At 70.1% G+C, this 13,955-nt stretch carries 14 protein-coding genes; 8 read left to right on the plus strand and 6 right to left on the minus strand.

Features of this window, described 5'->3' with window-relative positions; all coding sequences use genetic code 11:
- The first annotated feature begins 32 nt into the window (after positions 1–32).
- The 4 genes from rimO to AB0C30_RS22375 all read left to right on the plus strand — a co-directional run bounded on the left by rimO (position 33) and on the right by AB0C30_RS22375 (position 3,196).
- Positions 33–1,442 carry a 30S ribosomal protein S12 methylthiotransferase RimO gene (gene rimO / locus AB0C30_RS22360; protein ID WP_357946937.1) on the plus strand — a complete coding sequence of 470 codons (1,410 nt, stop codon included), beginning with the start codon at positions 33–35 and terminating at the stop codon, positions 1,440–1,442.
- On the plus strand, positions 1,439–2,011 hold the full coding sequence (gene pgsA, locus AB0C30_RS22365) for a CDP-diacylglycerol--glycerol-3-phosphate 3-phosphatidyltransferase (RefSeq protein WP_357946939.1): 573 nt from the start codon (positions 1,439–1,441) through the stop codon (positions 2,009–2,011). Before rimO ends, pgsA begins: the two co-directional genes overlap by 4 nt.
- Positions 2,012–2,013: 2 nt before the next feature.
- Positions 2,014–2,505, plus strand: coding sequence for a CinA family protein (locus AB0C30_RS22370; RefSeq protein ID WP_357946942.1), 492 nt, complete (start codon positions 2,014–2,016; stop codon positions 2,503–2,505).
- 334 nt (positions 2,506–2,839) lie between these two features.
- Positions 2,840–3,196, plus strand: a complete 357-nt coding sequence (locus tag AB0C30_RS22375; protein ID WP_357948119.1) for a helix-turn-helix transcriptional regulator — start codon at positions 2,840–2,842, stop codon at positions 3,194–3,196.
- Here AB0C30_RS22375 and AB0C30_RS22380 read toward each other — a convergent pair.
- Together AB0C30_RS22380 and AB0C30_RS22385 are read right to left on the minus strand one after the other, a co-directional pair.
- A complete protein-coding gene (locus AB0C30_RS22380; RefSeq protein ID WP_357946944.1) occupies positions 3,193–3,972 on the minus strand; it encodes a DNA-formamidopyrimidine glycosylase family protein in 780 nt (259 codons plus the stop codon). The two genes, AB0C30_RS22375 and AB0C30_RS22380, sit on opposite strands and share 4 nt — an antisense overlap.
- A gap of 361 nt (positions 3,973–4,333) precedes the next feature.
- Positions 4,334–4,783 (minus strand): Rrf2 family transcriptional regulator, encoded by a 450-nt coding sequence (locus tag AB0C30_RS22385; protein ID WP_357946947.1) that lies wholly within the window; start codon positions 4,781–4,783, stop codon positions 4,334–4,336.
- A 235-nt stretch (positions 4,784–5,018) separates the two neighbouring features.
- Between AB0C30_RS22385 and AB0C30_RS22390 the strand changes: the two genes are divergently transcribed.
- A complete protein-coding gene (locus AB0C30_RS22390) occupies positions 5,019–6,200 on the plus strand; it encodes an ROK family transcriptional regulator (RefSeq protein ID WP_357946949.1) in 1,182 nt (393 codons plus the stop codon).
- Here AB0C30_RS22390 and AB0C30_RS22395 read toward each other — a convergent pair.
- The 4 genes from AB0C30_RS22395 to AB0C30_RS22410 form a co-directional block, all read right to left on the minus strand.
- Positions 6,190–7,629 carry a glycoside hydrolase family 3 protein gene (locus tag AB0C30_RS22395; protein WP_357946952.1) on the minus strand — a complete coding sequence of 480 codons (1,440 nt, stop codon included), beginning with the start codon at positions 7,627–7,629 and terminating at the stop codon, positions 6,190–6,192. The two genes, AB0C30_RS22390 and AB0C30_RS22395, sit on opposite strands and share 11 nt — an antisense overlap.
- 69 nt (positions 7,630–7,698) lie before the next feature.
- Positions 7,699–8,550 carry a carbohydrate ABC transporter permease gene (locus AB0C30_RS22400; RefSeq protein ID WP_357946955.1) on the minus strand — a complete coding sequence of 284 codons (852 nt, stop codon included), beginning with the start codon at positions 8,548–8,550 and terminating at the stop codon, positions 7,699–7,701.
- Positions 8,547–9,554 (minus strand): sugar ABC transporter permease, encoded by a 1,008-nt coding sequence (locus AB0C30_RS22405; RefSeq protein WP_357946958.1) that lies wholly within the window; start codon positions 9,552–9,554, stop codon positions 8,547–8,549. Before AB0C30_RS22405 ends, AB0C30_RS22400 begins: the two co-directional genes overlap by 4 nt.
- A gap of 4 nt (positions 9,555–9,558) precedes the next feature.
- The gene (locus AB0C30_RS22410; RefSeq protein WP_357946961.1) at positions 9,559–10,890 is read right to left on the minus strand and encodes an extracellular solute-binding protein; all 1,332 of its coding nucleotides are present in this window, start codon (positions 10,888–10,890) and stop codon (positions 9,559–9,561) included.
- 138 nt (positions 10,891–11,028) lie between these two features.
- Between AB0C30_RS22410 and AB0C30_RS22415 the strand changes: the two genes are divergently transcribed.
- From AB0C30_RS22415 to AB0C30_RS22425, 3 genes are read left to right on the plus strand one after another with little or no spacing between them, the layout of a single operon-like run.
- On the plus strand, positions 11,029–12,174 hold the full coding sequence (locus tag AB0C30_RS22415) for an ROK family transcriptional regulator (RefSeq protein ID WP_357946963.1): 1,146 nt from the start codon (positions 11,029–11,031) through the stop codon (positions 12,172–12,174).
- Between the two features lie 12 nt (positions 12,175–12,186).
- Positions 12,187–12,846, plus strand: a complete 660-nt coding sequence (locus AB0C30_RS22420; protein WP_357946965.1) for a M15 family metallopeptidase — start codon at positions 12,187–12,189, stop codon at positions 12,844–12,846.
- A gap of 23 nt (positions 12,847–12,869) precedes the next feature.
- Positions 12,870–13,955, plus strand: a complete 1,086-nt coding sequence (locus tag AB0C30_RS22425; protein ID WP_357946968.1) for a glutamate--cysteine ligase — start codon at positions 12,870–12,872, stop codon at positions 13,953–13,955.

Here is a 13,955-nt window from a genome sequence, read left to right on the forward strand (position 1 = left end):
GGTGGCCAACTGCCGATACCGTAGTGTTCACCATGTCATCCCGCCGAACCGCATCGCTGATCACTCTGGGCTGCGCGCGCAACGAGGTCGACTCCGAGGAGCTGGCCGCGCGACTTGAGGCTGCCGGCTGGCAGCTGGGCGACGACGACCCCGATGTCGTCGTCGTCAACACGTGTGGCTTCATCGACTCGGCGAAGAAGGACTCCATCGACACGCTGCTGGCCGCGGCCGACTCCGGGGCCAAGGTGGTCGCCGCGGGCTGCATGGCCGAGCGCTACGGCAACGAGCTCGCCGACGCTCTGCCCGAGGCCAGCGCGGTCATCTCCTTCGACGACTACACCGAGATCGGCGGCCGACTCGACGACGTGCTCGCCGGTAGGCCGCTCAAGCCGCACACGCCAAGAGACCGCCGCACCCTGCTACCCATCTCGCCCGTGGACCGTGCCAGCGCGGGCAAGACCGCCATCCCCGGCCACGGCGACCTGCCCGACGGGCTGGCGCCCGCCAGCGGGCCGCGCGTGCTGCGCAAACGGCTCGACGAGAGCCCCGTGGCCTCGCTCAAGCTGGCCTCCGGCTGCGACCGGCGCTGCACGTTCTGCGCCATCCCGGCCTTCCGCGGCGCCTACGTCTCCCGCGACCCCGAGGAGCTCCTGGCCGAGGCCGACTGGCTGGGCCACCGGGGCGTCCGTGAGCTCGTCCTCGTCAGTGAGAACTCGACGTCCTACGGCAAGGACCTGGGCGACCTGAGGGCGCTGGAGAAGCTGCTGCCGCGGCTGGCGGCGGTCGAGGGCATCCAGCGGGTGCGGGCCAGCTACCTGCAACCGGCCGAGCTGCGGCCGGGGCTCATCGACGTGCTCGCCGGCACCGAGGGCATCGCCCCCTACTTCGACCTGTCCTTCCAGCACGCCAGTGGCACCGTCCTGCGCCGGATGCGTCGTTTCGGCGACCCTGAGCGCTTCCTGGGACTGCTGGACAGCATCCGTGAGGGCGCGCCCGAGGCGGGTGTGCGCTCCAACTTCATCGTCGGCTTCCCCGGTGAGACCGAGGAGGAGTTCGGCGAGCTGGTCGGGTTCCTGGAGCAGGCCAGGCTCGACGTGATCGGCGTGTTCGGCTACTCCGACGAGGACGGCACCGAGGCGGCCGGCTTCGCCGGCAAGCTCGACCAGGACGTCATCGACGAGCGTGTGCGCGTCCTGACCGAGCTCGCCGAGGAGCTGACCGCGCAGCGCGCGGAGGAGCGCATCGGTACGGAGGTCGACGTGCTCATCGACGACGACCTGGGCGACGGCGGCTATGAGGGACGGGCCGCCCACCAAGGTCCCGAGGTCGACGGGTCCGTCACGGTCCAGGGCATCGGCCTGGTCCGCGGTCAGATCGTGCGCGCGGTGGTGGTCGACGCCGAGGGGGTTGACCTGATCGCGCGCATCAAGGCCGGTCCATGACCAAGGACGAGCGCCGCGTGGTGAGCCCGTGGAACATCGCCAACGTCCTCACGGTCCTCCGGTTGGTGCTCGTCCCCTTCTTCGTCGTCTGTCTCTTCCTGCCGGGCATGGGCTGGCGCCTGGGTGCGCTGGCGGTGTTCGGCGTGGCCTCGTTCACCGACCATCTGGACGGCGAGCTGGCCAGGCGCTACGGGCTGATCACCGATTTCGGGAAGATCGCCGACCCGATCGCCGACAAGGCGCTGACCGGCGCGGCCCTGGTGTCCCTGTCGATCCTCGGCGAGCTGCCGTGGTGGGTGACGGTCACCGTCCTGGGCCGCGAGCTGGGCATCACCGCCCTGCGGTTCGTGTTGCTCAGGCACGCGGTCATCCCGGCCAGCTATGGCGGCAAGGTCAAGACCGTGCTGCAGATCACGGCCATCGTCCTCTACATCCTGCCCCACGTGCCCGACACGATCCGCTGGGTGGTGATGGGCGCGGCCGTGGTCGTCACGGTGGCCACGGGCGTCGACTACGTGGTGCGCGCGATCAAGCTACGGCAGGTGGCCAGACGGGCCCGCGGGGAGTGATCATGGTTGGTGCCGCGGAGGTTCTCACCCTGCTCGTACGCCGGGCCGCCACGCTAGCCGTGGCCGAATCGCTGACCGGCGGGCTCATCGGGGCGACGTTCACCTCGGTCTCGGGGTCCTCCAAGTCGTTCAGGGGCGGGGTCATCTCCTACGCCACCGATCTGAAGCACCGGCTCCTGGAGGTGCCGGACGAGCTGTTGCGCCGGGAAGGGGCCGTGCACCCGGAGGTGGCGGCGGCGATGGCGACGGGGGTCGCCCGGCTGTGCGAGGCGACATACGGCCTGGCGGTGACCGGTGTGGCGGGGCCGGAGCCACAGGACGGAAAGCCCGTCGGCACCGTGCATGTGGCCGTCAGCGGACCCGGCGATCAGATTTGGCAGAGACAGTTGAGGCTTGAGGGGTCTCGCGAACGTATCAGGGTAGAGACGGTGGACGAGGCTATCGATCTACTGGCAAGTGTGCTGAAGGGGAACAATGGGGAACATACCGGGTGATTACCGTGTTACGTCCCCAGCGAACATCCGAGGCACGGTCTCACACGGTGTCGGTCGATACGGGTACGGTGGAGCTGTGAGTGAGGTCCGTGAGCCATCTGCAAGCACCGAGCGCCCGGCAGGCGGGCCTAACGAGTCACGTAACGAACCTTCACGTAATGAGCTGTCACGCACTGAGCCATTGCGCAATGAAGGAAGCGCGGCGGGGCAGGGACGGAGACGTCCGATGATGACGGCGAGGAGCATGTACGAGCCGAAGAAAAAGACCGGACGCCACGATCCGACCGCGCGGGGCGTGGTGGTGAAGCCATCCACGCCGGGGAGGGAGCGACAGATGATTCTGCTGCGTCAGCTGCTCGGCGACGTGCTGAGGCGATTGAGGGTGCGCCAGGGCCGCACTCTTCGTGAGGTGTCCACGCTGGCGCGTGTCTCGCTTGGCTACCTGTCCGAGGTTGAGCGCGGTCAGAAGGAGGCGTCATCGGAGCTGCTGGCGTCGATCTGTGGCGCCCTCGGGGTGCCGCTGTCGCAGGTGTTGCGTGAGGTGTCCGACCAGTTCGCGCTGGCGGAGCTCCAGGCCACCCCTGTGCTCGCCGACGCGCCGGAGCACGAGCGCATCCCCCTTCCCGAGACGGTGCCCGGGTCGATCACCGACTCCGTGTTTCCCGAAGTCAAGGACATGGTGGCCGCCTAACGCGGTTGGCAGTCACCACACCACAGGATGAGACGTTCCTGTGGCTGTGCGCCCATCTCGCCGCGACTGATGCGTGTTCCGCATCGGCGGCAAGGTCGGCCTGCCCTGCCGTAAACCCACGTCTGGCCGGCCGGTCTGCGGTCGCCCGTGGTCACTGTGGCGGCGTGTGTCCTGTTCGCCGCCAGGAGCCGCTGGGCGAGCGTCACGAGCGCGTCCAGGTCCTCGATGTCGCCGACCTTCCGCCACGGCCAGACGCCGCGCAGGAAGAGTGTCTCGGCGCGATAGATGGTGCCGATTCCCGCGAGATTGCGCTGATCGAGCAGCGCCTCCCCGATCGTCCGTTCCGGCGTCTCGCGCAGACGGCGCACGGCCTCGGCCGGATCCCAGTCGTCGCCGAGCAGATCGGGCCCCAGGTGCCCGACGACGCGGTGCTCGTCGGCGGTCTTCAGCAGGTCCACCACCCCCAGTCGCACGCCCACGGCCTGCCACTGCTCGTTGGCCAGCACCAGACGGACCTGGTCGCCGGGGGCGGTGCGACGGCCCGCGGGCAGCACGCGCCAGCTGCCGTCCATGCGCAGGTGCGTGTGTACGGTCAGGCCGCCCTCGACGCGGGTCAGCAGGTGCTTGCCGCGTGAGAGGTTCTCCAGGACCGTCCGGCCGCTGAGATCGGCCGTGGCGTGCCGGGGGACGCGGAAGTCCGAACGGGTCAGGACCCGGCCGTCGAGCGCGCCGCGCAGCCGCGCGGCCGTACGGTAGACGGCATCTCCTTCGGGCATGCCCCCAGTCTAGAAACCCGGCCGGCCCGGCAGGCGCCCCCTTCTGAAGGCGGCGTCCCGGCTGAGCCGCCGGGTAGGGTAACTCCCCGGGCGGCGAGCTGGCCGAGTTGTGTGGAGTCATTCCCAGGGCGGCGAATCGGCCCGGCGGGTGGGGTCAGTAGTGGACGGCGAGTCGGCCGCGTCGTGCGGAGAGATTCCCAGGGCGCCGGGCGGGTCCGGCGAGTGGGTCAGCAGCGGACAGCGAGTTGACCGCGTCGTGGGGAGAAAGCCCAGGGCGGTCACGGGGAGTGACTCCGAGGGTGCCGGTCGGGCCCGGTGAGTGGGTCAGTCGCAGGCGGCGAGCTGGCCGCGTCGTGCGAGATCAGTCCCAGGCGGCGGGGTCGGCGGCGAGTTGGCGGACGCGGTCGGGGAGGGCGCCGCTGGCCACCTGGTCCAGCGTGACCTCCTCCAGGATGGCGCGTTCGGTCGCCCGCAGTGCGATCCAGACCTGCTGCAGCGACTCCGCCGGCCCTCGGTAGCCCACGTGCTCGGGACGCTCACCACGTACGTTGGCAAGTGGCCCGTCGACCGCCCTGATGACGTCGGCGAGAGAGATGTCCGCGGCGGCCCGGGCCAGGACGTAGCCGCCTTCCGGACCCCGCTGGCCACGGACCAGTCCGGCACGCCGCATCTGCAGCAGGATGTTTTCCAGGTATTTGGGGGGCATGTCCTGTTCTTTGGCGAGCTCGCCCACGGTGGTCGGCCCGGCGCCGGCCGCGGCGAGTTCGGCGGCAGCACGGAGGGCGTAGTCGACACGAGCGGAAAGGCGCATGTTGTCGATTATCCCTCCTGGTCAACACTGGTTATGCGCAACGTCGCCAGAATGGGCGGCCCATCCGGACGTGGCAGGCGCGGTGCCTGCACGGACACCGCGATCAGTGGGCTGCCGAGGCGGCGCAGGACAGAGGGGATGATCGTGAGACATCCTCGTGTTCACCTGCGGTGATAAGCAAGGTCCAGGGCGCTAAACTTCCAACAACCTTTTCGATTTGACGGTGGGATTCAGCGTGGAGCGACGCCCTGGTGTGCCCAGACTGCTCAGGGAGATCAACGACCGGGCCGCACTGGAGTTGTTGCTGGCCACGGGGCCGATGACGCGGGGGCAGATCGGCGATCGGACCGGGTTGTCCAAGGTCACCGCCTCGCAGACGCTGTCCCGGCTGGAGGAGCGCGGGCTGGTCGAGGTCGTCGGCACGCAGGCCGGCGGGCGCGGCCCCAACGCGGCGCTCTACTCCGTCATCCCCTCCAGCGCCTACGTGGCCGGGCTCGAGGTGGGGCCCGAGCTGATCTCCGCGGCCGTCGCCGACATCCACGGCCGGACGATCGCCGAGGTCTCCGTCGATCCCGCCGACCTCGACGACCCGGTCTCGGTGGTGCACGGCGCGATCATGAAGGCCTGCCGCAGCGCCAAGATCAGCATCGGCCGGCTGCGCGGCGTGGTCATCGGCACTCCCGGCGTGGTCGATCCGCGCAGCGGCGACGTGCGCTTCTCCTTCGACCTGCCCGGCTGGCACGAGGGCATCCACGAGGCGCTCGCCGGTGACCTCAAACGCGAGGTGACGATCGAGAACGACGTCAACCTGGCCGCGATCGCCGAGCGCGCCGACGGCGCCGCCCAGGGGCTCGACGACTTCGTGCTGCTCTGGTCCGCCCGTGGCCTCGGTCTCGCGGTGATGCTCGGCGGCAAGCTGCACCGGGGGCGTTCGGGCAGCGCGGGCGAGATCGGCTACCTGCCGGTGCCCGGCGTACCCCTGCCCGAGGACATCCGCACCGAGCCGGGCCGCCTGCCCTCGCTAGCGGGCGGCCTGCAGTCGCTCGTCAGCGCCGAGGCCGTGGGTGAGCTCGCGGAGGGCTACGGGTTCACGGCCGAGAGCGCCGGGGAGTGCGTGAAGGTCGCCATGGCGGCCGGAGCCGGGGGCGAGCCCTTTCTCGATGAGATCGCGCACCGGCTCGCGCTCGGCGTGGCCTCGGTCTGCGTGATCCTCGATCCGGGCCTGGTCGTGCTGGCGGGCGAGGTGGGCCAGGCCGGTGGCAGCGCGCTCACCGCCCGGGTGGAGGAGGCCGTGGCGCGCATCTGCCCCGTACGCCCCCAGGTCGTCACCACCACGGTCACCGACAAGAACCCGGTGCTGCGTGGCGCTGTCCTCGCGGCCCTGGACCAGGCCCGCGAGGCACTCCTCAAACCGTGAGCAGTTCCACGGCCGCCTGGGCGTTCGCGCGGGCCGCGCCGTACGTCGCGATGTAGGCCGCGCTGTCCGGCCGCCAGATCGGCAGTCCCATCTCGATCACCGTCGCGTCGGGCCGGGCCGCCACCAGGGCGGAGACCAGCTCGCGGCTGGCCTCGTTGCGGTGCGCGTCCTTGATCACCAGGACCAGCGACCGGTGCGTGGCCTTCGCCAGCAGCACCGGCACGTCCGCGTCGGCCGGCTTCACCCGGATGATCTCGGCCTGGGGCAGCCATGGCCCCACGCCCCAGGGCACGTCGCCGACGGCGATCGTCGGCGGCGTGTCCACCTCGATGACCAGCGGCTCGACCAGCGGCCCCGTCACGCCCGTGAGCCGCACCGCGCGCCTGGCGGCGTGCAGGCCGACCCCGTTCTGCTCGACCGTGGGCGAACCGGGCGAGCCGAACCACTCGCGCAGCGCCGCCAGCCTGGCCGCGGCCTCCTCCAGCCGAGCCGCGGGCAGCCGCCCCTCCTGTACGGCCGTGACGATCTCGTCGACGATGTGCCGTACGTCTTCGTAAGTGGGCAGCGGGCCCAGACAGAGCAGATCGGCCCCCGCGGTCAGCGACAGCACGGCGCCACCGGCCAGGCCGACGCTCTTGGTGATGGCGTGCATGTCCATCGCGTCGCTGATGACCGCGCCGTCGTACCCGAGCTCGCCCCTGAGCAGTTCGGTCAGTGCGGCGGGCGACAGCGTGGCCGGGGTCGGGCCGGTCAGCGCGGGCACCGCCACGTGCGCGGTCATGATCGACTTGGTCCCCGCGCCGATCGCCGCCCGGAACGGCACCAGTTCGCGCTCGCGCAGCACGTCGAGCGTGACGTCCACGACGGGCACGGACACGTGCGAGTCGACCCGGGTGGCGCCGTGGCCGGGGAAGTGCTTGACGCAGGCGGCCACGTTCACCGACTGCAGGCCCTGGACGGCGGCCACCGTGTGCCTGGCCACCAGCTCGGGGTCGTCGCCGAACGACCTGGTGCCGATCACCGGGTTGTCGGCCTCGGTGTTGACGTCGGCGTCGGGCGCCATGTCCAGGTTGATGCCGCAGGCGGCCAGCTCCGAGCCGATCGCCCGGTAGACCCGGTGGGTGAGCTCGGCGTCGTCCACCGCGCCCAGCGCCGCGTTGCCCGGGTACGGGCTGCCGACGTGGTAGGCCAGGCGGGTGACGTCGCCGCCCTCCTCATCCAGAGAGATGACGGGTTCGCCGGCCGCGCGCAGGGACGCGGTCAGCGCCCGCAACCGGTCCGGGGCGGCGACGTTGAAGCCGAAGAGGGTGACACCACCCAGGCCGTTCTCGAGCTCGCGCAGCACCCAGTCGGGCGCCGTGGTGCCCTGGAAGGCGACGAGCAGCGTGCCGGCCGCGAGGCGGCGCAGCCCCCGATCACTCTGACTCATAGCTCCTCATCAATGGAGTTTCAGGCACGGTCGGGGCACGGCTAAGCCGCACGAAGATCCGTGGATCGGTCAGCCCTTGACGGCCCCGGCCACCAGACCGGAGACCATGCGGCGCTGAACCAGCAGGAAGAAGACGACGACCGGGATGGTCATCATCGTGGAGCTGGCCATGATGGCGCCCCAGTCGGTGCCCTTCTGCCCGAAGAAGTACTGCATGGCGACCGGCATCGTGTAGCCCTCCGAGCCGCTCATCAGGACCAGCGCGAAGATCAGCTCGTTCCACGCGGTGATGAACGAGAAGATGCTGGTGGCCACCAGGCCCGGCGCGACCAGGGGGAAGAGCACCTTCCAGAACGTGGCCATCCGCCCCGCGCCGTCGATCCAGGCCGCCTCCTCCAGCGACTTGGGCACGGCGGCGACGAACGTGCGCAGCATCCAGATGCCGAAGGGCAGCGTGAGCCCCACGTTGACGAGGATCAGGCCGGCCAGCTGGTCGTACAGGCCGAGCCGCTTGACGCTCAGGAACAGCGGGATGAGCAGCGCCTCGGAGGGGATCATCTGCACGATCAGCAGCAGGATCAGGAACGTGTTGCGCCCCTTGAACCTGAAGCGGGCCACCGCGGTCGCCGCCAGCAGCGAGAAGACCGCCCCGATGAGCACGGTGCCCCCCGCCACGATGGCGCTGTTGCGCATGTAGAGCCAGATCGAGTGCCCGGCCACGCCCTCGCTCAGCACCCGGTCGACGTGCTCGAAGGTGAAATGGGTGGGGAACGGGATGAAGTCGGTGGTGAAGATCTGGTCGTTGGCCTTGAACGAGGTCGAGGCCATCCAGTACACGGGGAAGATCGCGATCAGGAACACCAGCAGCCCGGCCGCGTTCAGCGCGATCTTGCCGAGTTGTTTGCGCGCGAGCGGGCTCACATCTCCTCCTGCTTGACGAGCTGCCTGACGTACACCGCGGTGACGACCAGCAGGATCGCGGTCAGCACCAGGGCGATCGCCGCGCCGGAGCCCATCTTGGGCGGCGGCCGGAAAGCCTCGGCGTAGGAGTAGATCGACAGGTTGAACGCCTCACGGTTCGATGGACCGCCCATGAGCACGTACAGCTGGGAGAAGACCTTGAAGTCCCAGATGATCGACAGTACGGTCAACACCGCGAAGACCGGCTTGAGCAGCGGAAAGGTGATCTTCCTGAACGTCCGCCAGGCCGACGCCCCGTCCACCCGCGCGGCCTCGTACAGCTCGGCCGGGATGCCCTTGAGCCCCGCCAGCACCGACACGGCCACGAACGGGAAGCTCGCCCAGACGACGCAGATGATCAGCACCATGTAGATGGACCACGCGTCGTTGAGCCAGGGCTGGCCGGTCCAGTCGGTCCGGCCGAAGAGCAGGCTCGACAGCCAGTCGGGCAGCAGGTTGAGTGCCCAATTGATGACCCCCGCCTCCGCGTCGAACAGCCACTTCCAGATGACGCCCTGCGCCACCGGCGGCACGGCCCACGCGAACATGATGCCGACCACCACGAACGTGGACATCTTTCTGCCGAGCTTGTTGAGCAGGACGCCCACCGCCGTGCCGACGATCAGCGTCAGCGACACCGCGACGACGGCGAAGACGAGCGTGTTGCGCAGCGAGGACCAGAAGATCTCGTTGTCGAAGATGCGGGTGAAGTTGTCCCAGCCGACCCAGGTGGCGGGCTTCCTGCCGCTGATCTGGACCAGGCCCACCTTCTGGAAGGCGATGACCCCGACCTGGAACAGCGGGTAGAGCAGCAGCGCCCCGATCACCAGCAGGCCGGGGATCAGCAGCACGTACGGCACCGACCAGGTGGGCAGGCCGCTGGCCCGGGCCGGGCGGTGGGAGTTGGGCCGCCGGGGGGTGGAGGACTGGCCGCCACCCCTGGCGAGCGTCGAGGTGTTCGTCATAAGGCTATGAGGCGGCGTTGAGGATGTCTTCGAGCTCCTTGTTGGCCTTGGCCAGCGCGTCGTCGGCCGACGACTTGCCCTCGATCACCGTGCGGGCCGCGTTCTGCAGCACCGCCTTGGTCTCGTTGGCCTCGGTCCAGTGCGGGCTGGCCGGGAAGGCCTTGGCCTTGGCGAAGGCGGCGGCGAACGGCGCCTGAGCCGGGTCGCTGGCCAGCGCGGCCAGGGCGTCCGGGTAGACGGGGAGCAGGCCGCCGTCCTTGGCGTACTTGTCGCCCCACTCCTTGCCGGAGGCCAGCTTCACGAACTCCTTGGCCGCGTCCTTCTCCTTGGCGCCACCCCACACGGCGATGTCGTTGCCGCCGAGGAAGGACTGCGCCTCGCCGCCGTCCTTGGACGGGAGCGGGAAGAAGGCCAGCTTGTCGCCCTTGAGCTTGCCCTTGCTGTCCTCGTCGATGCCCGGCAGGTCCCACGACGCGGTGAGGTACATGCCGACCTTGTTGTTGGCGAAGCGGGTGCGGATGTCGGTGGTGTTCTGGGTGAGCCGCGACTTGCTGGACAGGCCGTCGGTGACCAGGCCGGTGTACTGGGCGAAGCCGGACTTGAAGGCGGGGTCGGTCAGCTTGCCGACCCACTTGTCGCCCTCCTTGACGGCGTAGTCGCCGCCGGCGGTCCAGGCGAGGGCGCCCAGCAGGTGGTTGGCGTCGGAGCCGCCGTTGAAGGCGAACCCGTCGACGTCCTTGCCCTTCTTGGACTGGATCTTCTTGGCCGCGGCGACCAGGTCGTCCCAGGTCTTCGGGACCTCGATCTTGAGCTCCTTGAACCAGTCGGCCCGGTACAGGACCGCCCGGCTGCCGCCGCCCCACGGCACGGCGTACGTCTCGCCGTCGATAGTCTCCAGGCCCATCAGGTTCTTCGGGATCTGCGCCTGGTCGCCCGAGGCGACGATGTCGGTGACGGGCTCCAGGGCCTCCTGGCTCTGCCACAGCGGCACCTGGTCGTTGCCGATCTCGGTGACGTCGGGACCGGTGCCACCGGCCGCCGCGGCGGTGAACTTGTCGTTCACCTGCGGCCACGGGATCCACTCGACCTTCACCTTCGCGCCGGTCTGCTGCTCGAAGGCGGCGACCAGTTCGTCGGTGTACTTCTGCGCGGCGGGGTTGCTGTCGCCCAGGCGCCAGAAGGTCAGCTCCTTGCCCGCGTACTTGGGGCCGGACGCGGGGGCGGAGGCCGCCGCGCTCGGCGAAGCCGCGGGCGTCCCGCCGGAACCACAGGCGGCCAGGCCCAGGGCCAGAGCGGCCGTGGTGACCGTAGTGGCGGTGATCTGCGCGATCCTCACAGGGTTCTCCCTTCCCGGGTGCTCGCTTGCGGTCCGCACCAGGCTGATCTGCATGTCCGAACGACTGCTGCTAAACTAACAAGAAACTTTCTTAAAAAAAACGCCCGTTAGCCATTCGTGACGAGAGGGAGCGCGTCGATGAGCCGAAGTCCGGGGATCCCTCGGCTGCTCCGCCGGTTGAACGACCGCACGGCACTCGAACTCCTCCTGGAGGACGGGCCGCTGACCCGTGCGGAGCTCGGTGAGCGGACCGGCTTGTCCAAGGTGACCGCAGGTCAGCTGCTTGCCCGGCTGGAGGAGCGGGGGCTCGTCCGGGTGGCGGGGGAGCGGGCGGGAGGCAGGGGTCCGCACGCGGCCCTGTACGCGGTGAACCCGTCCAGCGCGTACGTCGCCGGGCTCGAAGTGCTGCCCGACAGCCTCACCGTTGGTGTGGCGGACATCACAGGGCAGATCGTGGTCGAGGTCACCGTCAACCCGGCGGACGGGGATCCGGTCAAGGCCGTGCACTCCGCCGTCCAGCGGGCCTGCGCCTCGGCCCGCGTCAGCCTGTCACAGCTGCGCGCCTTCGTGATCGGCACCAGGGGCGTGGTCGATCCGGGCAGCGGCGACGTGCGCTTCTCCTGCGACCTGCCGGCCTGGCACGTCGGCGTGCTGGCCAGCCTGCGCCAGACGCTGGGCGTTCCGGTGATCATCGAGAACGACGTGAACCTGGTCGCGCTGGCCGAGCACCGCTACGGCGCCGCCGCCGGACACGACGACTTCGTGGTCATCTGGGCGGGTGTCGGCCAAGGGCTGGGCGTCATGCTCGGCGGGCGGCTGCACCGGGGCATCACCGGGACGGCGGGTGAGATCGGCTGGCTGCCCGTGCCGGGCGAGCCGCTGCCCCTCGATGTGACGCAGCCGACCTCGGGCTCCTTCCAGCGGCTGGTCGGGCACGACGCGCTGAGCGGGCTCGCCACCACGCACGGCGTGCTCGGCAGCACGGTCCCCGACCAGGTACGCAACGGCTGCGACGGGTACCTGGACGAGGTGGCGGCGCGCCTGGCGGTGGGGGCCGCGGCCGTGACGGTCGTCCTCGACCCCGGCCTGATCGTGCTCAGCGGCGACGTCGGCCGGGCGGGCGGCGAACGTCTGGCCGCCAAGGTCGAGGAGGCCGTCGCCCGGTTCTGCCCGACCCGGCCCAAGGTCGTCACGACCGGGGTGGCGGGCAATCCGGTGCTGCGCGGCGCCCTGGTCGCGGCCTTGGCGCAGGCCCGAGATCAGGTTTTCTCCGACACTGTGTGAGAATTTCTGCCTATGTGGCAGCCCACGAGCGACATCGTGCTGATCTCTGATCCCCGCGTCGCCGCGATCCCGGTGCGCGACAACGGCGAGGAGCTGGCGGACGTACGCGGCCGCCTGCGTGTGGACGAGCGGATGGCCGACCGCGCGGGTGCCTACGCGCACCTGCGGTCCGGGCTGCTGGCGCGGCTGGAGCGAGCCGAACGGCGACTGCCCGACGGCTTCCACCTGCTGGTCGTCGAGGGCTACCGGCCGATCGACACGCAGCGCCGGATCTTCGATGAGTACCGCGACGGGCTGCGCGCTGCTTTCCGCGAAATGTCGCCTGACGAGGCATATATCGCGGCGAGTCGGTATGTGTCGCCGGTCGAAGTCGCCCCGCACACCGCCGGAGCCGCCGTCGACCTGACGCTCACCGCGCCCGACGGCACGGAGTACGACATGGGCACCCAGGTCAACGACAACCCGGAGGAGAGCGACGGCGCCTGCTATATGGACGCCACGAACATCTCGGCCGACGCCCGCGCCCATCGCAAGATCCTCGCTGACGCCCTGGAGCCTGTTGGCCTGGTCAACTACCCGACGGAGTGGTGGCACTGGTCCTTCGGCGACCGGTATTGGGCGCTCGCCGAGGGAAGGCCGTACGCACTCTATGGCCCACATCGCTTTGCCTAGCGGAAAAGGGGCATAAAAGGGATGTGACTCCTCTTATCGGGATCGAGGAGGAGTACCTCATCGTCGATCCCTGGTCGCGCCATGTGGCTCCCCGGGCGGCAGAGGTGTTGGCCGCCGCGACGGACGTCCTAGACGTCGTTCACGAGATCACCCGTTTCCAGGTCGAGGCCCGTACCGCCCCTTCGGCCGACCTCGGTGAGTTAGGCACGCGGCTGAGGGCCGCGCGCAAGGAGGTGGCCGCGGCGGCCCGCTCGTGCGGGCTGGCCGTGGTCGCCAGCGGCATTCCCGTCCTCGGTGACGTGGTGCCGATTCCGCTCACCGACGACGTCCGCTACGAGCAGGGCCGGATCCTCTACCGCGCGTTGCAGGACGAGCTCACCATCTGCGCCCTGCACGTGCACGTGGACGTCCCCGACGAGGAACAGGCCGTCTACGTCGGCAATCACCTACGCCCATGGCTGCCCACGCTGATCGCGCTGGCCGCGAACTCGCCCTTCTTCGTGGGGCGCGACACCGGCTACGCGTCCTGGCGGGTGATCAGCTGGGGCCGGTGGCCGGTCTCGGGCGCGCCGCCGTACTTCCCGTCGTACGCCGACTACGAGCTGGCGCTGCGCGCGCTGTCGCAGTCGGGCGCGCTGATGGACCCCAAGACGGTGTACTGGGACGCGCGCCCGTCACCCTCGCTGCCGACCATCGAGGTGCGCGTCGCCGACGTGCCGCTGGATGTCAGCGACAGCCTCACCATCATCGGGCTGATCCGCAGCCTGGTCGTGACCGCGCTGGCCGCCGTGGCGCACGGTGACCGCGGGCCGCCGATCCCGTCGGAGGTCATACGGGCCGCCTACTGGCGCGCCGCCCGTGACGGCCTGGGCGGCGACAGTCTCGACGTGCGTGAGGGTGCGCTGGTGCCGGCGCGGGTGATGGCGGGCCGTCTTCTGGAGCACGTACGGGACGCCGCGGCCGAGGCCGGTGATCTGCCGGTGGTCGAAGAAGGGCTGGACCGGCTGCTCGGCCGGGGTTCCGGAGCGGAGCGGCAGCGCAGGGCGCACGCCCGCACCGGGCACCTGGCGGCGGTCGTGGACGACCTGATCGAGGCCACGGTCGCCTGA

This window comes from Nonomuraea sp. NPDC048901, from assembly GCF_040649695.1.
Lineage (GTDB): Bacteria > Actinomycetota > Actinomycetes > Streptosporangiales > Streptosporangiaceae > Nonomuraea.

What these genes read in the sequence shown, in the direction of transcription:
- rimO (WP_357946937.1), top strand. Translation starts at nt 33, where the DNA reads ATGTCATCCCGCCGAACCGCATCGCTGATCACTCTGGGCTGCGCGCGC.
- pgsA (WP_357946939.1), top strand. Translation starts at nt 1,439, where the DNA reads ATGACCAAGGACGAGCGCCGCGTGGTGAGCCCGTGGAACATCGCCAAC.
- AB0C30_RS22370 (WP_357946942.1), top strand. Translation starts at nt 2,014, where the DNA reads ATGGTTGGTGCCGCGGAGGTTCTCACCCTGCTCGTACGCCGGGCCGCC.
- AB0C30_RS22375 (WP_357948119.1), top strand. Translation starts at nt 2,840, where the DNA reads ATGATTCTGCTGCGTCAGCTGCTCGGCGACGTGCTGAGGCGATTGAGG.
- AB0C30_RS22380 (WP_357946944.1), bottom strand. Translation starts at nt 3,972, where the DNA reads ATGCCCGAAGGAGATGCCGTCTACCGTACGGCCGCGCGGCTGCGCGGC.
- AB0C30_RS22385 (WP_357946947.1), bottom strand. Translation starts at nt 4,783, where the DNA reads ATGCGCCTTTCCGCTCGTGTCGACTACGCCCTCCGTGCTGCCGCCGAA.
- AB0C30_RS22395 (WP_357946952.1), bottom strand. Translation starts at nt 7,629, where the DNA reads ATGAGTCAGAGTGATCGGGGGCTGCGCCGCCTCGCGGCCGGCACGCTG.
- AB0C30_RS22405 (WP_357946958.1), bottom strand. Translation starts at nt 9,554, where the DNA reads ATGACGAACACCTCGACGCTCGCCAGGGGTGGCGGCCAGTCCTCCACC.
- AB0C30_RS22415 (WP_357946963.1), top strand. Translation starts at nt 11,029, where the DNA reads ATGAGCCGAAGTCCGGGGATCCCTCGGCTGCTCCGCCGGTTGAACGAC.
- AB0C30_RS22420 (WP_357946965.1), top strand. Translation starts at nt 12,187, where the DNA reads ATGTGGCAGCCCACGAGCGACATCGTGCTGATCTCTGATCCCCGCGTC.